This is a genomic window from Carnobacterium sp. 17-4 (genome assembly GCF_000195575.1).
Taxonomy (GTDB): Bacteria; Bacillota; Bacilli; order Lactobacillales; family Carnobacteriaceae; genus Carnobacterium_B.
In genome coordinates this window covers 115,604-136,858 of record NC_015391.1, presented here as the reverse complement: position 1 = coordinate 136,858, position 21,255 = coordinate 115,604, and the positions used below count along the sequence as shown (strand labels likewise).

At 34.0% G+C, this 21,255-nt stretch carries 19 protein-coding genes and 1 other annotated feature; of the genes, 6 read left to right on the top strand and 13 right to left on the bottom strand.

Annotation, left to right across the window (positions count from 1 at the left end):
• Nucleotides 1-172: 172 nt before the first annotated feature.
• Complete coding sequence (locus CAR_RS00680) at nt 173-1,582, bottom strand: glycoside hydrolase family 1 protein (RefSeq protein ID WP_013709824.1); 1,410 nt, start codon at nt 1,580-1,582, stop codon at nt 173-175.
• Between the two features lie 15 nt (nt 1,583-1,597).
• Nucleotides 1,598-3,463: a beta-glucoside-specific PTS transporter subunit IIABC gene (locus tag CAR_RS00675; RefSeq protein WP_041556043.1), complete on the bottom strand. Its 1,866-nt coding sequence runs from the start codon at nt 3,461-3,463 to the stop codon at nt 1,598-1,600.
• Nucleotides 3,464-3,875: 412 nt separating this feature from the next.
• On the opposite strand from CAR_RS00675, the gene map reads away from it, so the two are divergent.
• Together map and CAR_RS00665 are read left to right on the top strand one after the other, a co-directional pair.
• Nucleotides 3,876-4,631 (top strand): type I methionyl aminopeptidase, encoded by a 756-nt coding sequence (gene map, locus CAR_RS00670; RefSeq protein WP_013709822.1) that lies wholly within the window; start codon nt 3,876-3,878, stop codon nt 4,629-4,631.
• 218 nt (nt 4,632-4,849) lie between these two features.
• Nucleotides 4,850-5,224 carry a hypothetical protein gene (locus CAR_RS00665; RefSeq protein ID WP_013709821.1) on the top strand — a complete coding sequence of 125 codons (375 nt, stop codon included), beginning with the start codon at nt 4,850-4,852 and terminating at the stop codon, nt 5,222-5,224.
• Between the two features lie 157 nt (nt 5,225-5,381).
• Here CAR_RS00665 and CAR_RS00660 read toward each other — a convergent pair whose 3' ends face one another.
• Nucleotides 5,382-5,594, bottom strand: a complete 213-nt coding sequence (locus CAR_RS00660; protein WP_013709820.1) for a hypothetical protein — start codon at nt 5,592-5,594, stop codon at nt 5,382-5,384.
• 172 nt (nt 5,595-5,766) lie between these two features.
• On the opposite strand from CAR_RS00660, the gene CAR_RS00655 reads away from it, so the two are divergent.
• The gene (locus CAR_RS00655) at nt 5,767-6,300 is read left to right on the top strand and encodes a nucleotidyltransferase family protein (RefSeq protein ID WP_013709819.1); all 534 of its coding nucleotides are present in this window, start codon (nt 5,767-5,769) and stop codon (nt 6,298-6,300) included.
• Between the two features lie 123 nt (nt 6,301-6,423).
• On the opposite strand, the gene CAR_RS00650 is transcribed toward CAR_RS00655, so the two are convergent.
• The 3 genes from CAR_RS00650 to CAR_RS00640 are packed head-to-tail and all read right to left on the bottom strand — an operon-like array spanning nt 6,424 to nt 8,773.
• Nucleotides 6,424-6,891, bottom strand: coding sequence for a GNAT family N-acetyltransferase (locus tag CAR_RS00650; RefSeq protein ID WP_041556042.1), 468 nt, complete (start codon nt 6,889-6,891; stop codon nt 6,424-6,426).
• Between the two features lie 47 nt (nt 6,892-6,938).
• Nucleotides 6,939-8,189 carry an MFS transporter gene (locus CAR_RS00645; protein WP_013709817.1) on the bottom strand — a complete coding sequence of 417 codons (1,251 nt, stop codon included), beginning with the start codon at nt 8,187-8,189 and terminating at the stop codon, nt 6,939-6,941.
• 26 nt (nt 8,190-8,215) lie between these two features.
• On the bottom strand, nt 8,216-8,773 hold the full coding sequence (locus CAR_RS00640) for an ArsR family transcriptional regulator (RefSeq protein WP_041556041.1): 558 nt from the start codon (nt 8,771-8,773) through the stop codon (nt 8,216-8,218).
• 228 nt (nt 8,774-9,001) lie between these two features.
• Nucleotides 9,002-9,217 (top strand) — a binding site (T-box leader).
• A gap of 68 nt (nt 9,218-9,285) precedes the next feature.
• On the opposite strand from CAR_RS00640, the gene tyrS reads away from it, so the two are divergent.
• On the top strand, nt 9,286-10,551 hold the full coding sequence (gene tyrS / locus CAR_RS00635) for a tyrosine--tRNA ligase (RefSeq protein ID WP_013709815.1): 1,266 nt from the start codon (nt 9,286-9,288) through the stop codon (nt 10,549-10,551).
• Between the two features lie 147 nt (nt 10,552-10,698).
• Nucleotides 10,699-11,847 carry a zinc-dependent alcohol dehydrogenase gene (locus CAR_RS00630; RefSeq protein WP_013709814.1) on the top strand — a complete coding sequence of 383 codons (1,149 nt, stop codon included), beginning with the start codon at nt 10,699-10,701 and terminating at the stop codon, nt 11,845-11,847.
• Between the two features lie 364 nt (nt 11,848-12,211).
• On the opposite strand, the gene CAR_RS00625 is transcribed toward CAR_RS00630, so the two are convergent.
• The 4 genes from CAR_RS00625 to CAR_RS00610 all read right to left on the bottom strand — a co-directional run bounded on the left by CAR_RS00625 (nt 12,212) and on the right by CAR_RS00610 (nt 16,886).
• Nucleotides 12,212-12,859, bottom strand: coding sequence for an SDR family oxidoreductase (locus CAR_RS00625; RefSeq protein ID WP_013709813.1), 648 nt, complete (start codon nt 12,857-12,859; stop codon nt 12,212-12,214).
• 115 nt (nt 12,860-12,974) lie between these two features.
• Nucleotides 12,975-13,949 (bottom strand): GMP reductase, encoded by a 975-nt coding sequence (gene guaC / locus CAR_RS00620; protein WP_013709812.1) that lies wholly within the window; start codon nt 13,947-13,949, stop codon nt 12,975-12,977.
• A 265-nt stretch (nt 13,950-14,214) separates the two neighbouring features.
• The gene (gene yidD / locus CAR_RS00615; protein ID WP_013709811.1) at nt 14,215-14,472 is read right to left on the bottom strand and encodes a membrane protein insertion efficiency factor YidD; all 258 of its coding nucleotides are present in this window, start codon (nt 14,470-14,472) and stop codon (nt 14,215-14,217) included.
• 65 nt (nt 14,473-14,537) lie between these two features.
• A complete protein-coding gene (locus CAR_RS00610) occupies nt 14,538-16,886 on the bottom strand; it encodes a helix-turn-helix domain-containing protein (RefSeq protein WP_013709810.1) in 2,349 nt (782 codons plus the stop codon).
• Nucleotides 16,887-17,363: 477 nt separating this feature from the next.
• Between CAR_RS00610 and abc-f the strand changes: the two genes are divergently transcribed.
• Complete coding sequence (gene abc-f, locus CAR_RS00605; protein WP_041556040.1) at nt 17,364-18,983, top strand: ribosomal protection-like ABC-F family protein; 1,620 nt, start codon at nt 17,364-17,366, stop codon at nt 18,981-18,983.
• Between the two features lie 163 nt (nt 18,984-19,146).
• Here abc-f and CAR_RS00600 read toward each other — a convergent pair whose 3' ends face one another.
• Genes CAR_RS00600 through CAR_RS00590 form a run of 3 tightly spaced genes read right to left on the bottom strand, consistent with a single transcriptional unit; the run spans nt 19,147 to nt 21,115 of the window.
• The gene (locus CAR_RS00600; RefSeq protein ID WP_013709808.1) at nt 19,147-19,329 is read right to left on the bottom strand and encodes a hypothetical protein; all 183 of its coding nucleotides are present in this window, start codon (nt 19,327-19,329) and stop codon (nt 19,147-19,149) included.
• A gap of 25 nt (nt 19,330-19,354) precedes the next feature.
• A complete protein-coding gene (locus CAR_RS00595) occupies nt 19,355-20,047 on the bottom strand; it encodes an NAD(P)H-dependent oxidoreductase (protein WP_013709807.1) in 693 nt (230 codons plus the stop codon).
• 30 nt (nt 20,048-20,077) lie between these two features.
• Complete coding sequence (locus tag CAR_RS00590; RefSeq protein ID WP_013709806.1) at nt 20,078-21,115, bottom strand: DUF7309 domain-containing protein; 1,038 nt, start codon at nt 21,113-21,115, stop codon at nt 20,078-20,080.
• Nucleotides 21,116-21,255: the final 140 nt, after the last annotated feature.

Sequence of the window (21,255 nt, the reverse complement as noted above, 5' to 3'; positions counted from 1 at the left end):
GATTTGGGACATTGTTAATTTCAAGAAAATAGCTCCGATTTATAGATAACTATTCTATAAATTGGAGCTTATTTATTGTAATTATTGTAGTCATTATCTGTCGAACTATTGAACGTTAAAACATTTTTTATAAATAAAGTCCAACATAAATAAAGCAAGCAATCATTTTTATTTACTTTTCTTCTGCCAAACCATTATTTCGAATGACCTCTTGATACCAATAGAAACTGTCTTTTTTGATTCGTCTCAAATCTTTCAGGTCATGATCTTCACGATTAACGTAAATAAAGCCATACCGTTTTTTGAATCCTTGATGAGAACTTAGCAAATCGATTGCTGACCAAGGACAGTACCCGAATAATTCAACACCGTCGCTAATGGCATCATGACAAGCAGCAATATGATCACGAATATAATCAATCCGATAGTCATCATGAACTTTTTGATCTTCTGTTAAGACGTCTGGTGTTCCCAAACCATTTTCGGTAATAATCAATGGTAACCGGTATTGACGGTAATAATCATTTAGAACCAAACGTAGCCCCATCGGATCAATCTGTGCTCCATATTGTGAGGCTTTCAAGTGCTGGTTGGGTTCAATTTTGAAGTATCCATATAAGTCAAAATCAATATCTTTTTCTTTTGTTCCAACTGGATGCATTTCATCAGCTGGTAGATAACTTGCCACCAATGTGCGGTAATAATTCACGGCAATAAAATCTGGCTTAGCACCTTTTAAGATTTCTGGATCTTCAGGTAATATCTCAGGGTAAATTTCAAGATCTCGCAAGTATTTTTCATAATAACCAGGATAGGCTCCAAAACAGTACATTTCTAAAGCATAGTTGGTCTTAAAATTATCATTCATTCTTGCTGCCCAAACATCTTCTGGTTTAGTTGAACTTGGGTAGGTCATAGTTGAAGATACAGAAGGACCGATTTTACCACCGTCCACCATTTTATGGCAGTCAGTAGTTGCTAGAGCGTGAGCAACAAACATATGGTAATCCATTTGTGCGCGTACTTTTTCTGCATTTTCTGGTTCTACATGATACATATTCATTCGCTCATTTACTCGGATCATTAAGTTTTGCTCATTATTTACTTGCCAGTCTTTAACGCGGTCCCCAAACGCTTGGTAACAAACTTGCGCGTACCGTTGGAAAGCAGTGACACAGTCTCTATTTTCCCATCCATTATACTTTTCGACCAAGGCAAAGGGTAAATCAAAATGATACAAGGTAATAAACGGTTTAATATCATGCTCCACTAAACAGTCGATCACACGGTTATAAAAATCAAGTCCCGCTTGGTTCACTTCTCCATCTCCATCAGGTATGATGCGTGACCATGATATGGAGAAACGGTAAACATTCAAGCCCAATTCTTTCATTAACTTGATATCTTCTTCAAAATGATGATAAAAGTCACTGGCTACTTTTGTGTCTGCTTGAATTGCTGACCTTTGGAAAGAATTGTAATCAGCAACAGACATGCCTTTACCATTTTTATCCCATGCACCTTCAATTTGAAATGCTGATGAGGAAGCTCCCCATAAAAAATTATCGTTAAATTTTTTCATTGATATACACTCCTCCTATAGCTTAATAAATAATAAATTATCTTCATTCGTGACTTGAGGTTGCTTGCTTGAATCTATTGTTTGATACTGTGGTGAATTCGTAATAACCAAAGAGGTTGTTAAATCATATCCTGCAGCTACAATAGCATCAATATCAAAGGAAACAATCTTGGTTCCTTTCTCAATATGGTCACCAACAGATACAAAACTTTCAAAATGCGTTCCTTTTAATTCTACCGTATTGATTCCGATGTGAATCAACATTTCAATACCATTATCTAATGCTAACCCAATAGCATGTAGCGTTGGGTATAAAGCCGACACTGTACAATCCATTGGTGCACGAACTTCTCCTATTTCTGGATAAATCGCAATCCCTTTACCTAATGCTCCCGAAGAAAAAACTTCGTCCTCTACTTCTGACAACGGAATGACTTGTCCTTTTATAGGAGATAAAATCTTCATGTCATCATCTGAGACTAATAATTCATCTGAATCTGGTTGTACAAGTTCTTGATCTTCACTTGGCAAATCTTTAAATCCTAAAATCATTGTCAGTGCACAGGCACCAAAAAAGGCTATGCTACAACCAACAAGATAGCTTAGAAAAGCTTTCGTACCCGCTTCAGCATAAACTGGAATCGTTAATACACCTTGATTAGCAAAAGCTATTCCGTAAGAACCACCCCACCCCATCAAGGCACCTCCTGCAGCACCACTGATAACAGCATAAATCATTGGTTTTTTCAAACGCAAATTCACTCCATAAATAGCAGGTTCAGTAATACCGAATAGAGCTGTCACAGTAGCAGATGCTGCAACTGTTTTTAAGCTTTTATTTTTAGTTTTCAAGAAAACGCCTAGAGCTGCACCAGCTTGAGAGAAGTTAGCTGCACCGGCAAAAGCTAGTAGATTTTGTTTTCCCGTTTGTGCCACATCGTTTATTCCGATTGGGATAATTGCACGATGAGCTCCAAAGATGACCAGTATACACCAAATACCGCCAATGAAGGCTCCTAATAAAATAGGGCTGAAGTTCATAATGTAGTAATAAATCCAATTAATAAATTGTCCGATATAGATTCCAATTGGACCAAATAACAGCAACGTCGTGGGAACCATAACCAGTAATGATAATGTGGGAACCATAATGATCTTCAAAACTTCTGGAATGACTCTTTCTAAGAAACGTTGTACATAAGATAGTATGAAAACAGCAATAATAATAGGGATAACGGATGAGACATAGTTAGCTTTCGTAATACCTATGCCAAACAAGGACACTGCTGTCTCCCCTGTCATTAAAGCAACAATTGTAGGGTAACAAAGTGTGGCTCCGATAATCATAGCTATATATTCATTGGCTTTAAATACTTTAGCTGCCGCATAACCTAAAATAATCGGCATGAAATAAAAAAGTGCATCTGAAGCAGCATTTAATATAACATAAGTATCATATTCTTTAATATCTGTTTGATAAAACGAAGTTGCCACAATTGAAGCAATTGCTAAAATACCTTTTAACATACCCGATGCAGCAATTGCTGGAATCGTTGGTGTAAAAATAGCTGTAATAGTATTTAATATTCTACTGCCTAGAGAAATATGATCCTCATCTTCTTGTGACTTTTGCATCTCACTTAACAAGGGTTCTAATTGATCATAGACTTTCTCTACCTTGTTACCTAATATAACTTGGTACTGACCGTTGCTTTCTACAACCGAAATGACGCCTTCTATTTTGAGTAGCTTATCTTTTTGAGGCAACTTAGAATTCTTCAATGTAAAACGCAATCGGGTAAAGCAGTGCGTTAACTCCGAAACATTTTCCTTTCCACCGACATAATTTAAAATTTGTTGAGCAGTTTTTTTATAATCCAATCTATTCACTCCCTTTTTCTTTTTCCATCAAACGATAGCACGAGGTAACACTAAAAAAACCAACAGCAGCAGCTTTTACTGGTACCTGCTGTTGGTTTTACTAACTCTTTTCAACTTTTTATTCTCTATTATTTTTTTACAGATACAAAATCAGCTTCTGAAATACTTACTAATTATAAACTGTTATCTCACTATTAATCAATGAGAACATCTTTTAAATTCATTATTAAAAAATACAACTCATTTAATTCCATTTACATTGTTTATATACTCCATTAAATATTGTCAGATAAAAACAGGTGTCTTACTAATTATTAAGAATATTATTAAAACCTATAAATTCTTTTATCTTTCAGTGAAAACACTTATACTATTAAGTATAGATTTAGATATAAAGAAAAGAGGAAATTAATTGATTACATTAAAGTCACAACGCGAAATCGATGCAATGGATGAATCTGGATCAATCTTAGCGAATATGCATATTGCTTTACGCGATTTTATTAAACCTGGTATAACGAGTTGGGATATTGAAGAATTCGCTCATAAATTTATCTTGGATAATGGTGCCATACCGGAACAAATTGGCTTTGAAGGATACAAATATGCAACATGTATCAGCATAAACGATGAAATTTGTCATGGTTTCCCAAGAAAAGAAGTTCTTAAAAATGGAGATTTGATCAAAGTTGATACGGTTATTAATTTGAAGGGTGCTTTATCAGATTCTTGCTGGAGTTATATAGTTGGAGAATCCACTCCTGAGAAAGATCGTTTAATGGAAATTACTCTAAAAGCTATGTATAAAGGTATTGAACAGGCACAAGTCGGAAACCGTATAGGAGATATCGGTCATGCTATTCAAACTTACGTTGAAAGTGAAAACTTATCAATTGTCCGAGAATTCTTAGGACATGGCGTTGGTCCAACCTTACATGAAGCTCCAGACGTTCCTTCTTACGGACAGTCAGGCAAAGGCCTACGCTTAAAAGAAGGCATGGTTATTACTGTGGAGCCCATGGTAAACACAGGATCATGGAAATCAAAAATGGACGATAATGGTTGGACTGCTCGAACAAAAGACGGGGGTCTCAGTTGCCAATTTGAACACACATTAGCGATTACAAAAGATGGCCCACGTCTTTTAACTTCTCAAAATGATCAATAAAGGAACATTTTTGATCTAAATAAAATAATTAGAGCAAATTGAAATAAGTCTTCTAACACCTTTTATTCTAGTGTCAGAAGACTTATTTTTTAGCACAATCTGATTGATTCAACAAGTAATATTATGTATTATTCCTTTTGAGCACACTACTATAACTATAATCGTTAACAAAACTACGTGTAAAAATGGAAAACCAACCTTAAAGGAGGTCATTTCAAATGAAAATTAATCTAAGCTCAACTTGCGGTAATTCTCCTAAAAATACATTCGTTCAAGACTATACAGTAAAATTGCTATCATTTGATTTTGATCAATTAGCATCTATGTCAACTGATGGTATTGAAATAGTCATTCCAGATAAAGGATCAATAAAAGGAAAACAACACCTTACTGATCTTAAAAATTATTTTATGGAGGACATTGCCGTGTTAACGATCGATTCCTCTATATCTCATGGAAAATATGGTGCAGCTCTTTGTGAAATAAGCAACTCTGAAGAAAGCTATAAGATTTCTTTTGATTACACTTTTAATAACTTGAAAGCTGAATTAATAAAAGACGTTATTATTTTGATAGTTAAAAAGAAAAAGTAACTCTTAACAAAAATATTGCTTGACCAAGTCCTCTATTTTATTTCCTTAAGAAATTAGCTACTTGGTAGGAGAAAGCAAAAAAATTAATATCGTTTGAATCGTAAGCTTTATAGCCATTTAAATGCCTCCAACTAATCAAGTTAAGTATTTTGATATACTAACCTGATATCCATGTAATCATGCCTATTAAAGCACCTAAAACAGGTAGTAGTTGAATGCATAACGAAAGTACTGCCAATCTTTTTACCCACATACCGTAATGGTTCTTTGTAGCATTCAACAATAGGTAGATTGAAAAGCCTATTCCTATAACTGGAACTATATAAGACAACAAGATAAAAATAATTAGTTTTACTGAATCTTCTTCCATATCATTCTCCTCTTTTTAGTAGTTTTTCTAGACAAAAGATAACGTTAACAATACTATAACTTAATCACAAGTATTTGGATATAAAAATAATACATAATCACTTTATAATGAATTCTAACTCATTATCGGTAGGAGAAATTTTTAAGAATCTGCTATAAGGTAGGAGAAAAAAGTGGCTACTTATAAAAAACAATTGATAGAAATGATTACACACGATAGTTACCTCTTATCCATTCTAAAAGCAGTTGAAAAACTGAATTTAACTGATGCTTGGGTATGTGCTGGACTTATACGGAATAAAGTTTGGGATAAGTTACATAACACTACAACTCCTATAAATGATATTGACGTTATTTATTTTGATACTTCAGACATATCGTTGGAAATAGAAAAGCAACTTGAAAAAAAATTAAGTTGTTTGCTTCCAAATCAGCCTTGGACCGTAAAAAATCAAGCTCGTATGCATTCGAAAAGTGGATTTGATCCTTTTACTTCATCCTATGATGGTGTTGCTCATTTTCCAGAAACTCCAACTGCAATAGCGGTAAGATTTTATAATAAAAAGATTGAAATCATTGCTCCCCATGGGCTAAACGATTTGTTTGGATTGACAGTAAAACCCACACCCTTTTATCAACAAGATAGCGAATTTCATTCCATATATGTTGATCGTATTCAAAACAAAAAATGGAAAATTTATCCATAGAACTTTAAAATTGAAACGAGGTTTCTTATGTTTGATCATCTTATTCTTGTATGTATTATTCTTTTTATCTTGATTCAATTAATTGCTATGTCTTATGTTTCACGTGTATGTAAGAGAAACTTTTTAAAGTATGTTCTCAAATAGAATCATATCTAGCGCCCTTATGCCATTTTCGATAATCAGTTCTGGGTAGTTTAAAAAGAAATTTTTTCTTATACTTACAATTCTAAATCCCGCTTTTTGATAAAAAGAAATGTTTCCAATACTAGAATTAGCTGTTCCTACAATTATTTTACGATACCCTTTTTCTTGAAATAAACAAACTGCTCTTTGGATAACTTCATTTCCGTAACCTTTACCACGACTAGATTCTATTAAAGCTAGATTTTTGATTTCAACTACGTCTTCAGTAGGAAAAGTAAACAGAATAATGCCTATTATTTCTTGCAAATCATTAATTGAATACATTTTACCGGTTTGAATATACTTTTCTACAATTCCCTCATTCTCATCCGCCATAAGTAAATAGTCTATAAATTTTTCTCTATCGTTAATTTCTATCTCATTAAGTGTTAGATTGTTATGATTCATAGTTGTCTCCTTTCATCTAATTGCTACCTTTAAATTTATTAGACACATTACAACTCTATGAATTCTTTAGGTATATTAAAATCTTTATAACTAATGGTTTCGCTATTAGGAAGATTTCGAAGTTTCTTATTGAATAACCATGTCAACCCTACTACTAGAAAACCTATAGCTGCTATGGAAAGAACTAAGTTACTCTCAAAATATCTTACGAGTAATCCTCCAATTAAGGAACCTATAGGCATTGCAATTGCACCAAAACTAGACATAACAGAATTTGTTCTTCCAATAATAGTCAATGGGAGAACAGACTGCATTACGGATCCTAAAATAATATTTGCGGATCCTATTGGTATCCAGCACAACGTAAATAATAAAAGAAAGAAATAAAAACTCATAAATGGAGCAATACCCCATAAAATAAACGCTACAATAAAGGATGAAGAAATGAATAGTCCAATGGGAACTTTATTTAACTTAGTGCTAATTAAGGACCCTAAAACGGTTCCAATTGAAATAGCAGTTAATATATATCCGTACTTCTCTTCTCCGCCAAGCGAATTTGCGTAAATAGGCAATATAGCGTACATGACGCCTAAGCAAAAATTAATAACTACATTTGCTATTAGAAAAACCCATATCATAGAATTGAAAACGACTTTCAAGCCAATTTTCATTTCTAAACCATAATTTTTTAAGTTTAACTTCTCTACTTTGACAGCTTCTAAAGGAGCTTTTTTTAATTTTATTAGAGAAAATAAAAGAGCTGCTAGAGTAAACATAATTGAATCTACTAAATACAAGGTGACTATTCCTAAAATAGCTAATAGTATTCCAGACAATGCATTCATAACTATATCTGCTGTTTGATTAGCTATTGCTAATAAAGAATTTCCTTGAAGAAGTTTATTTTTAGGTAGCATAGCAGGAAGAGCTTTTAGTTGGACAGGATAACCTAGTTCTGCGATTATTGCTGCTAAAAAAACGATAGGCAATAAGTTGTAAATGGTTAATAGGTTCATATAATAAAGAATAGGAATCAGAAGAATCAATACTGCTTGAATTAATTGGGTCATTATTAGCACAGGCTTGATATTCCAGCGATCTACTAAAGGACCCCATAAAAATTGTAATCCTTTAGGTATCAATATAACAGCACTCGTTAAGCCCACATAAAAAGGGTCATTTGTTATTTCCGCTGCTAACCAAGTGGTTGTTATGTAATAGATACTATCACCCGCATTAGTCGTTAAACGTCCCATGAAAAGAGACAGGAAATTTTTATCTGCTAACAACTTCATCTTTTACCCTCCCATCATTTAAAAATCTATTCAAAAACTTTGTTTTCGATTTCTATTGCAGTAGTATTGATATAAAAAATATGGTCATTATTAGCACTTTCCATTTGATCCAGTTCACTTATTAATTGGTTGTACTTTTCTTTCCATACATCAAATTGATTTTTTGAACAATGGATTTGTACCGTTTGAGACATACTCGTCTCTTCTGTTATTAAGTGTCTATTCTTAGAGACTACTTCTTTTGTATTTTCAAGTTGCTGCATAATTATTGAACTATAAACATCTTCTGCATATTCTTTTGACAGAGGCAACAAATTTTTATCTATTTTAAAGCCATTATGTGTAGCCCTATAATACTTATAGATATTCCCTTTTACTTCTTCTTTTCTAACAATAGCAATCATTTTTTGTTTTTCTAGTTCTTTAAGATGATAAAAAACCTTTGCTTTTTCTAACCCTATCTCTTTACTGATTTCAGTAACAGTCAATTCTTTTTCGATAAGCATAATAACTATTTTTACTCTTAAAGGATCAGAAATTGTTTTCAGTTGAGTATAGGTTTTTATTATATATCTTTCTATCATGATATCCCTCATTTCTTTACATGGTTAAATAATTTTAACCGTTTAAAAAACATTAACACTCATCTGGAATTTTGTCTATGTTTTTATAACTATTTATTAATTTAGTCACTTTACTGATTCATCAATCCAATCAAACTATTAGTTTGATTATTTTAGGAAAACAGATAAATTTAAAAACAAGATTGACAAATTGTCTTTACTTCATCTATACTGATAACAATCTCATAACAACTTACGATGAAAGAGCATAGTAGCATCTGGTCCCTGTTTAATAGAAAGCCTATGGATGATGAAAATAGGTACAAACCAATTTGTGAAGTACACTCCGGAGTAACTTGATTAACCTCAAGCGTATTACTACGTTACAGTAAATGAGTGGCAGCGTGTTTTGCGTTAAAAACAGACTGCAATTTGGGTGGTAACACGGAAAATTTCGTCCCGATAAAAAAGATATATATCTTTTTTATCGGGCTTTTTTTATGCACAAAATACATATATAAGGAGCTGGAAAAATGAACATTATTGATGAACTAGAATGGCGCGATGCCATTAACCAACAAACAGATGAAGCTGGTTTAAAAAAATTGATTGACCAAAAAAAGATAGGATTATACTGTGGGGTTGATCCAACTGGTGATAGCATGCATATTGGTCATTTGATTCCTTTTATGATCTTGAAAAGATTTCAATTAGCTGGTCACCGTCCAGTCATTGTTATTGGTGGTGCTACTGGTTCAATCGGCGATCCAAGTGGAAAATCAGAAGAACGTGTTTTACAAACTAGTGAACAAGTTCAAAATAATTCCGATAAATTATCTCGTCAAATGGAAAACCTATTTGATGCAGGTAAAAAGGAAGAATCTATTCGTATGGTAAACAATTTGGATTGGACAAAAGAAATCTCTTTACTCGATTTTTTACGCAATATTGGGAAAAGTTTTAACGTCAACACTATGTTGTCTAAAGACATCGTTGCTAGTCGTTTGGAAACCGGTATTTCATTTACTGAATTTACTTATCAAATTTTGCAATCAATCGATTTCTTACACTTATACCGACATGAAGATGTTCAATTACAAATTGGTGGCGCAGACCAATGGGGAAATATTACCGCTGGTTTAGAATACATTCGTAAACAAGAAGGTTCTGAGGCTGAAGCCTATGGGTTGACCATTCCATTAATGTTAAAAGCGGACGGAACTAAATTTGGAAAAACTGCTGGTGGTGCTATTTGGTTAGATCCAGAAAAAACCACTCCTTATGAATTTTACCAATTCTGGTTAAATCAAGATGACCGTGATGTCGTGAAATACTTGAAGTACTTTACGTTCTTAACAAAAGAAGAAATTGAAGCTTTAGGTGAAAAAATAGCAGCTGAGCCACATAAACGGGAAGCACAAAAAACGTTAGCCAGCGAAATGACTCTATTTGTCCATGGCGAGCAAGCTTTAAAAGATGCTGAAAAGATTACTGCAGCTCTTTTTTCCGGTGATGTAAAAAGTTTAACGGCTGACCAAATCGAAGAAGGATTTAAAAACATGCCTACTTTCGAATCTTCAAAAGAAGAACGGAATATTGTTGAATGGTTAGTCGATGTAGTCGGTATTGAACCTTCTAGACGCCAAGCTCGTGAAGATATCAATAATGGTGCTCTATCCATGAACGGCGAAAAAATTACAGACGTTGAGGCTATTGTGACACCTGAGAACTCTTTTGATGAACGTTTTATCCTTATTCGTAAAGGAAAGAAAAAATACTTCTTGATTAAATTAGTTTAAAAATAGTAAGAGCTTTGTTTGCTAGATCCTTAGTAGATAAAGCTTTTTTATATTCCTCCATTGCTGTGTTAAGCGGTATCATTTTACTATCCTTACTGTCAATGCTAAAATTCGAATTATAAAAATACATTTTAAAGGAGCGATTTTATGCGTGCAGTAACCTGGCAAGGAAATGAAAAAATGGAAGTTCGAAATGTTCCAGATCCAACAATTCAAGAACCTACCGATATGATTGTCCGCATTACAGCAACGGCTATTTGCGGATCTGATTTACATTTGTATCATAATGGAAAACCGGTAATGGAAGAAGATTATGTAGTGGGTCACGAACCAATGGGCATCGTTGAAGAAGTCGGTCCTGGTGTTAAAAAGGTAAAAAAAGGCGATCGAGTTGTTATTCCATTTAACATTGGGTGTGGCGAATGTCATTTCTGTACACACGAGATGGAAAGCCAATGTGACAATTCCAATCCAAATCCTTCTTTTGACAATGGTGGTCTTTTTGGTTTTGGTAAAATGCATGGTAACTATCCAGGAGGCCAAGCAGAGTTTTTACGCGTACCTTTTGCTGATTTCACTTCTTTTGTTGTTCCAGAAAACGAACTACCAGATGAAAAAGTACTTTTCTTATCCGATATTGTTCCTACTGCTTACTGGAGTGTAGAAAGTAGCGGTATTAAAGAAGGTGATACGGTTATAATTATTGGCTCTGGTCCAGTTGGTCTTTTTGCTCAAAAATTTGCTAAAATGAAAGGTGCTAAACGTGTTATCGCGGTTGATAACGTGAAGCATCGTTTAGATCACGCACATAAAACGAATAATGTTGAAACGGTTAATTTTAAAGACGTTACTGAAGTTGGAAAATTCCTTTATGACACTACTAACGGTGGCGCAGATGTCGTTATTGATTGTGTTGGGATGGATGGTGTAATGCCTGCCAAAGAAAAAGCTAAGACTCTTCTAAGCGCTCAAAGTGGAACCATCAGCCCACTTGTTACCGCATCAGAAAGTGTTAAGAAATTTGGTACGGTTCAAGTTACTGGAGTTTATATGACACCTTCTGCTAGTTTCCCAATGAATGACTTTTTCAATCGAAATGTTATTTTAAAAACTGGTCAAGCACCTGTTATTCACCTTATGCCAAAATTGTATGACATGATTGAGAAAAACGTTTTTGATCCGACAGACATCATTACACACACGATGCCGTTGGAACAAGCCGCACAAGCTTATGATATTTTTGATAAAAAAGCAGATCAAAATATAAAAGTAATCTTAAAACCTGGAATGGTATAGAAAAGTAAGATGTGGAAAGTAAAATAAGTGTTCTAGTTTATGCAAATGCTCATTTTATTCTGTTCCTGGAAGAGTGACAGCTTTTTTTGGTACAACTCATCCATGAAGGGCTGTTTCATGGATGAGTGAACAACTTTTTGGACTCAACTTATCCATGAAGAGTCGTTTAACGGAAGAGTGGGACTATTTTTCTGCTCCACTCTTCCGTGAAAGGTCATTTCATTGTTGGATTACTCGTAAAAGTAGAATTTTCCGAGTCTGTTTTGGACTTTATGCTCTAAAATAAACAAAATAATCTATAAAAAAAGCATCAAGGTCTCTTATATCAAGAGATCTTGATGCTTTTTTAATTAGTACTGTAGTTTTATAGATTTTTTAATGCTTCATCTATTGGCAAATCTCCATTTAAAAGATCAAAGGCTTTATTAAAAGTTGTTTCATTATCTAAACTTGCAACTACCACTTCTGCCACGTCTTCACGAGAGATGGCGCCACCTGGTAAGTTTTCGGCCACTTCAATTTTTCCTGTAGCTGGATCATTTTTCAATAAGCCAGGACGCAAAATTGTGTACGTTAATCCACTTTGTTTCAAGCAACGATCAGCATAATACTTAGCAATATTGTATGGTTTCATTTCTTCATTGTCCCAAGTTGCACGATCATCTGAGTTCATTGCGCTGACCATAATAAAACGGTCGACGCCAACTTCTTTTGCTGCATCCATAACTTTCACAGCTCCATCTAAATCAATGGACAACGTTTTGTCGTAGCCAGTTTTCCCACCTGAACCAGCAGAGAAAACAACGGCATCCATACCTTTAAGAGCATTTTGAATCGCTTCAATTGGTCCTTCTAAATCTGTTAAACACGCTTCAACATCTTTCATGTCTAATGCATTAGCTTGTTCTGGTTTCCGAACCATGGCCCGTACTGAATGCTTGTCGCTATCCTGTAATTTATCTACGATTATTTTACCAATTTGCCCATTTGCACCTACTACTAATACCTTCATGACTCATGACCCCTCTCATTTCAGTTTACTCGTTAAGTGTAACAAAGAAATCAGAGGATACAAATCATTTGCATTACAGCAAAAAAGATCCTTTAAAGGACCTTTTTTCTTTTATCTAACGATCTCCGTTAAATATTGAATTTTTAACAATTACATAATCAACTTTGCGGATCGACTCTACATCATTTCCACCAGCATACGAGATAGAAGATTGTAGATCTTGTTTCATTTCCAATAGTGTTTCAGCGATATCGCCTTTGTATTCTACAAGAATTTTCTTGCCTTCAACGTTCTTATGTTCACCTTTTTGGTATTCTGATGCACTACCAAAGTATTCTTTGTACATTTTACCATCTTTTTCAATCGTTTTTCCTGGAGATTGATCATGTCCTGAGAATAATGATCCCATCATAACCATAGACGCTCCAAAACGGATTGATTTAGCGATGTCGCCATGATCTCGTACTCCGCCATCAGCGATCAATGGCTTTCTTGCAGCTTTAGCACATAAACGCAACGCAGCTAATTGCCAGCCGCCAGTACCAAATCCTGTTTTCAATTTTGTAATACATACTTTTCCTGGTCCAATACCTACTTTAGTCGCATCAGCCCCAGCATTTTCTAATTCGCGAACAGCTTCTGGAGTCCCAACATTCCCTGCAATCAAAAATGTTCCAGGTAAGTACTTCTTGATATGGTGAATCATATTGATTACTAAGTCAGAGTGTCCATGAGCAATATCAATCGTAATGTATTCTGGTACTAAATTTTCTTTCGCTAAAGTTTCAATAAATGTGTATTCTGCTGCTTTAACACCTACACTAATCGAAGAATATAGCCCTTTTTCATTCATTCGTTGAATAAAAGGAATTCTGTCTTCCTCATCAAAACGGTGCATCACATAGAAAAAGTTATTTTCTGCTAACCAGATAGCTAATGTTTCATCAATAACCGTTTGCATGTTAGCTGGTACTACTGGTAAATTAAATTTTCTACCACCAAATTCAATTGTTGTATCACATTCAGATCTGCTGCTTACAATACTTTTATTAGGAATGAGTTGAACATCTTCATAGTCAAAAACTTTCATTTTTCCCTTAACCTCTTTCTGTTATGGCTCTAATTTTTAGGCTATTAATCATTATTTTTAAAGGGAGTCAAAAACACGAACATTATTTATCGTTGTTTTCTTAATATTTCGTCCCTAAGACAATTTACACTATATTAAAAGGTTTGTCAAAGTTATTCGTACCTTTTCATGAAAACCCTTAAAATAGTTTGTCTTTTCTATGTTTCTAAAAAAAAGTTTTGAACGCATGAAATAAGCTGACAAATTTAACATTTATCAGCTTATTCTAATTTTTTATTGTTTTTATTTCTCTATTTTTTCTTAAAGTAAATTTTTTTGGAACTGGATCATATCCACCTTTAATAAAAGGGTGACACCTTAAAATACGGGCTGTTCCCATTACTGTACCTTTGACTGCACCGTGTTTCTCAATCGCTTCGATTGCATACTGCGAGCAGGTTGGATAATAGCGGCAACTTGGCTGAAATAAAGGAGAAATGCCTTTTTGATAGCCTTTAATGCTAGCAATAATTACTTTTTTCATGGTCTACCTCCTACCAAATTACAGTATAGCCATTGAGTTGTACTTTGTAAAGAAATCTCATTCACCTATTCAATGGCCTTACGGAACTCAATAAAATGGATTGCATTAGTTGTCAATAAAGAATAAAAAGACCATTCTTCATTTAAATATTCATCTTTGATATCCAGTGCTGGACTAAGAGATTGAACAATATGATCCATCATTTCATGATCAATACCGTACTTACTATTCAGATTCCACCACTTAGAGTATAATCCTCCGTTATCTCGATCGAATTTGAACGTACGGATTTGATAATTACCTGGCTTAATCCCTTTGAGATGAATGTGTAATTCTTTGCTTCGATTTTTTACAAATAGTTCATCAATTGAGTATCGGGGACTAAATTGTCGCTCATTGAAAATAATCAGTTGATATCCGTCTTCATTTTCAGTCATTAGATAGTCTGATCCCCGTGCAATGACCATTCCTCTTAACCTTTCTTTAAAACGCATAGTATAAAAGGTCGGTCTTTTTTCATTAAAGAAATGAAACAAATCTAAACTATCGATTAGATTATTAGAACAATCTTGTAATCGCTCATGAATTTCACTATTGATCCAGAAACCGATTCCTTCTACGTCATTTTCTAATTCTAAAACCTTTTTTAAAATTAGCGCTCCTCTAAAGAAATTCCCATTGATATATCGAGTATTTCCAGATAACATGTTCCAGTTAGTCAAAAACATTGGTCGATCGATTTGCTTTTGCTGCATAAACGATTTAATTTTTTTCGTTTTATCGATAATGTAACGATGACTCTTAGAAAATTCTTCCACATTAATATCATGAAAATTAATAACGTCGTTTTGGTCTGCTTCATAACCGATAAATTCAATTTTACTTGCATGCTCGATTTGCCACTGTTGATTTTCTGGAAGCTCTTCTTTTTGTTCATCATATGGAAAAAATGCTCCCACTTTCATTTTGCTAGATTTATTTTTGATTACTTGCCAGACTTTTAAATAAACGCGCTCTAACTCTGTTGCTTCTATTGAAGAATCTTCTTTACTATAAAATAGAATTTGCCATTTTTCTACAAAATCACGCCCAAAACCTTGCAAAGCATGTTGAATGAATTGATCAATTTTTTTAAAGTAATAATCTTCGTTCTGACTAATTTGCTTGTACTCTAACTTTAAGAATAAATGGATTCCTTGTTCTTTTAAAAATTGCAGAACAATATCAGAATTCGCATATGCAGTAGAACTACCAGCCCCTTCAGATAGATCAGTTTCAGTTAAAGGTATCGTCTCTTCAAAGAGTTTTTGAATCCCTACAAAGTCTACACGCATTTGTTGCTTGGTTAAAATTAATTGTTTTTTAACATTTTCATTTAATAATTCTTTTAATTCACCAATAAATATGATGTGCTTTTCATGTTTTAACTCTTGCTCACCTTCACTATTTAGAACAATTCTACGTTCTTCAAGGTGTTCTTCATCTATCGTATAACTTTGATCTATTCCTTCATCTAAATAACTAGCCAGTCTATCTAAAATAGCAGGAGAATCAAGAACTGTGTGAGCTTCAACTTTGTTGATCAATGCTTCATGCTGTTCTAATTGTTCATGTTGGTGTTCTTTTCGATACTGAGCAGGTGTTTGGTTATAAATCGTTTTAAAAACGACCGTGTAGTTTTTTGCAGTCGAAAAACCATTTTTCATCGCTATTTGAAATAAATTATCTGAAGTATACAATAAGTCATCTAGGCTATGTTTTAAACGAACTTGATTTAGGTAATTTAAAAATCCCATACCTGTCATTTGCTTGAAATAGCGCGATAGATATGAAGAAGACAGGTTTTCATGTTCTGCTAACTCAGAAAGGGTCAGCGGTTCTGCATACCTCTGTTCAATTAACTGAATAATTCGTGCGATTCGTTCATCACTTGTATCCACACCTTTCCAATGTGGAGCTTCTCTTTTAAAAAAGCGAGTCATCAGTAACATAATTTGATACAAGTTGCTCCGAATCTCCAGCGTATTGCTCTCATCTTTCCTAGAATCTGCAATCATGATTTCAGATAGCCATCGTCTTAATTGAGCAATCATTCCTTCTCTGCCAGGATCTAATTCCTGTGAAAAACAGAAAAAATTGTAATGAAAGTATTCCTTATAATGAGTCACAAAAAACTGACTAGAAATGCTAAGTGAAATAATGCAATTATCTTCACTTCCCATTACGGAATAGTTATTGGTACGATTAACAATTAAAATATCATTTTCTTCCATTTCAAAATTACGTCCTCCAAATGAAATAGTTGCAGATCCTTTAATAACAAATAAGATTCTTGTTCCATAATACCGTTGAGGAGCAGAATAACGGACATTTTCCATTTTTATGTCATAGTCTGCTGTACTTTCTCTTTTCATTCTCTCTACTCCTCCTTTTTTTCCTATTATACCTGTTTTTTACAAACAATCGATACCAAAATTCACAAAGATTTACCCAATAACAGAAAATAGAATACTAGTATTCTATTGGTTTTATCATTCTTGAGTTAGTTTTCCCCCAATTTCTTTTACTAATGCCAGTTATATAGTATACTATAATGAATAAATGATTAGAATTTAAGGAGGTGAAAAGATGTTAATGACTGGTTGGAACGTTATAACAAATAAAGAAACAGCATTTTTATATGTTATCCGTGCCGAATTTTCCGCTGTTTAGTAGAAATTGGTGAAGTATGCCCTTTTTTAACTAAATTAAAATGGAAAAGCCAGAAAAAGCATCTTTTTACGACACGTTGTACTTCTTTAAGGAGTATTTTTATACGCCGTTGTTTCTAAAAAGAGAGGTCTTTTCCCCTCTCTTTTTTTGCTGTTTCCGGTAAACGGAGGAATTAAAAAATGAGTCTATTTAATATGAAAAATGTAACACAAACTTATGGAGCTGACACGATTTTTAGTAATTTAAGTCTGGATATTACTACCTCAAAAAAGATTGGTTTGATTGGACAAAATGGTGAAGGAAAAACAACCTTACTCAAACTCATTGCTGGTATTGAGCAGCCTAGTAATGGCAAGATCTCTTGGCAAAAAAACTTAACCGTTGGCATGCTTGCTCAACTTCCAAAACAAGATGATCATCTATTGGTATATAAAATTTTAGCAAAAAGCTTCGCTGACATTTTTCTTTTGGAGAATAAAATGGAGCAACTCAGTTTAAAAATGTCAGACCCTAACGCTCCTTTAGAAAAGCTTTTAGATCAATATGGACAATTGCAGCAAGATTTTGAAGAACTAGGCGGATACGAGGTTGATGCTTCCATTCGCCGCGTAACAAGTGGCTTGCACATTGACGCTCTACTGGAAAAAGAGTGGAAAACCTTGAGTGGCGGAGAACGGACAAAAGTTGGTTTAGCAAAAATTTTACTGGAACACCCTGATTTACTTTTGCTTGATGAACCCACAAATCATTTAGATATTCTAGCTATTGAATGGTTGACTCAGTTTGTGAAGAACTATGATGGAGCAATCATCATAGTTTCACATGATCGCTACTTTTTAGATGATGTTGTACAGGAGATTGTTGAGATTGAACAAGGAGAACTGCATTATTATTTTGGAAATTACTCTGATTATGTTAAGGAACGAGAAAAACGAATACTAAACGAATTTCAAGATTATCAAGATCAGCAGAAAAAAATAAAAAAAATGAAAGAAGCCATCAAACGCTTAAAAGAATGGGCAAACCGTTCTAATCCACCAAGCGATGCAATGCACCGCCGTGCAAAAAATATGGAAAAGGCTTTGGCTAGAATTGAGTTAGTCAAAAAACCACTTCTTGAGCAACATAAAATGGAGGTTCAATTAACGACTAAAAAGCGGTCTAGTAAAGATCTCTTTCAGTTAAATGGAGTCAGTAAACACTATGGAGAGAAGTTATTATTTGAAAATCTTGAACTTCACGTTCACTATCAAGATCGTATCGCCATTGTTGGGGCCAACGGAACTGGAAAAAGCACTTTACTAAATCTATTACTCGGAAAAATCAAACCGGATACTGGAAGCGTTGAAGTAGGCTCTTCTCTGTCCATCGGCTATCTCTCCCAACATGCCTTTGAAATGTCTACTCAATTTACAGTGATCGAAGAGTTTCGCGATAAAATTTCCGTTTCAGAAGGTGCAGCAAGGCATATTTTAGCAAAATTTTTATTTTACGGACAAGATGTCTTTAAAAAAATGAATCAACTATCTGGTGGGGAAAGAATGCGTTTAAGGTGGGCACAGCTCGTTCATTTAAATCATAACGTTCTTATTTTGGATGAACCTACTAACCATTTGGATATTGACTCCAAAGAAATGATTGAAGAAGCCTTAAGCCAGTTTAAAGGAACGATTATTGCTGTTTCACATGATCGCTATTTTTTAGATAAATTTTTTGATACAACTTATCTTTTGCAAAATGAACACCTTGTAAAATATCTAGGAAACTATTCTTATGTCCGATCAAAACTGAAAGAATAGAATGGTTCCTTTATTTATTATCGTTTCTCATAACCGCTTCTTTCTAGATTCTCTTCGTACAAAAAATTGAGAATTAGACCAACAGTAAAAATCAGTTCTTGCTATAAAAAACAGGCAGCCATGTTTATGGTTGCCTGTTTTTTATAGCTTTTTTTGTCTTATCTTACTCATTCCAATTGCGCGGACTCCATAAGGTTCCATCCAATTCGCCTTCCATTTGTCTAATTCGTTCAACTTGCTCATCAATTAAAGCAATCACAGCTTTTAATAATGCTTTTTGCTTGTAATCACGACTTGTTTGAATTAGTCGTTCCAACTCTTGAATCAACCACTCTTTTTGTTCCATTTCATTTACCGACCTCCTTAACAAGCTAATTCATTTGATCTAAAACAATCTTCAATTCATCTATTGTATCTCTATTTTCTTCTATAAATTCTATTGCTTGATCCAGAACGAATTGATCTCCATTATTTAATTTAGTCACATCCGTCTCTGATAGTTCTTGGATAAACCATCTTTCTCGAGCTTCTAAACTATCATCTTTTTCACGAGTTAAATATTGCTGGTAGCGAATCAATAGACTCATTTTCTGATTTTCTGTTAAATAACTAAATTGAAAAATAGGCAATGTTTTAAGAAACATCATTCCAGTCTTCAGTGCCATCGCTTGAAAGGGTTTTGTTAATTCATCAATACTGAATCCTTCACGTCCTCCAGGTTGGTATTCTTCTTTTTTCACACCAATACTCAATACTAACCCAAATTCTTTTCCTATTAATGCTTTCCCTTTCTTACCATAGGCAAAACCATCTGCCAGTACATCATCTTGCCATTTTTTCAATAATGCAGGAGCTGTATACCAGTAAAAAGGAAATTGAAAAATGATTCGATCGTGTCTTTTTAACAGCTCTTGTTCTTTTTCTACGTCTATGTTGAAATCAGAATAAATAGATTCCAAATGATGAACGGTTATATTTTTATTTTCAGGAATTGAACTCAGCAAATACTGCTGACTTCCCGACTCCTTAATTTCAGGATGAGATAGGATTACTAGAGTTTTCATTATTGGCCTCCATTTTTGATTGCTTAAAAATTACTCTTTAAAATATTCTAACATGTCTTCTTTAACAACGGATAATAAAGGTAGTTTTTGAATTGGTACCAATTCGATATCTAATGTCGTTAACATTCTTTCTAAATACGTTGCAATTTTAACATACCGATCTGCATCTATGACAATCTTTGGTGGTCTACCATTTTGCACCACGATGAGTTGGAGAACAATACGTTGAATTTTTTCAATATTTTGTGGTTTGATAAATTCACTACAAATGAGTTCACCCTTTTGACTATCTGCTACCAATAGCAAACAAGGAAAAATTGGCCGCCCTCCACTTGGCGGAACAACAGGTACTCCAACAAAATCAATATCTAATTCCCAAATAGTATGTTCCATTTTTTGAGTATTCGCTCGCTTCATCTCAAATTCTGTCAGCTTAATAGTGGCATAGTTTATTTCATTATCAACTATCCCTTCTACAATCGCTTTTGGAACTACATAAAAACCATCTTTATATGAACCGTCTGTTTTATAGCTCCGCATTAAAACTTCGTAGATTTCTTGTTCCTTTTCATAAACCTGTAAAGATGCTCGGAAATCCCGTGCTGTTTCCATTAGCTTTTCAAAAACAGCTATCAAGAAAGGGACATCGTTTTCCTCTATTGTAAACGGGTAATACCCTGGTTTATAGTCTGTAAAGACCGGCCATGCTTTTTTCCCTCTAAAAGTTATGCCGCTAGCTTTTATTTTTTTATATTCTTCTTTGGGAATTTTTTGACGATCTTCAAAGTGTAAAGAAATACATTTTTGAGTTTGGAGCATCTCCATTACCGAACTAAATTCACGAAACTCAGCTCTCTTGCGTGTTTCAAAAAAATAAGACAGTTCTTCTAAATTACGATAAATTAAGAAACCGAAATTCTGTTCAGCTTTCCCTAAAACGGAAATAAAAACTGGTTCCTTATAACCAACCAATTGTATACCAATGATATCATTATCCCAATAATCTTCCCAGAAACCAGCTTGATAAAGTTTTTTCACAAGCGAATACAACTGCATTTGATTATCCATCGTAAGCTCTCCTCTCACCCTTTATTACCACGCACAATCCTTTTGATTCCTAATTAAGGTATCTATTACTAGTATACCAAAACAACTTGAAACCAGCCCTTTATTTTTCCATTCTGTTTATAATTGGAACGCCTTTTTTA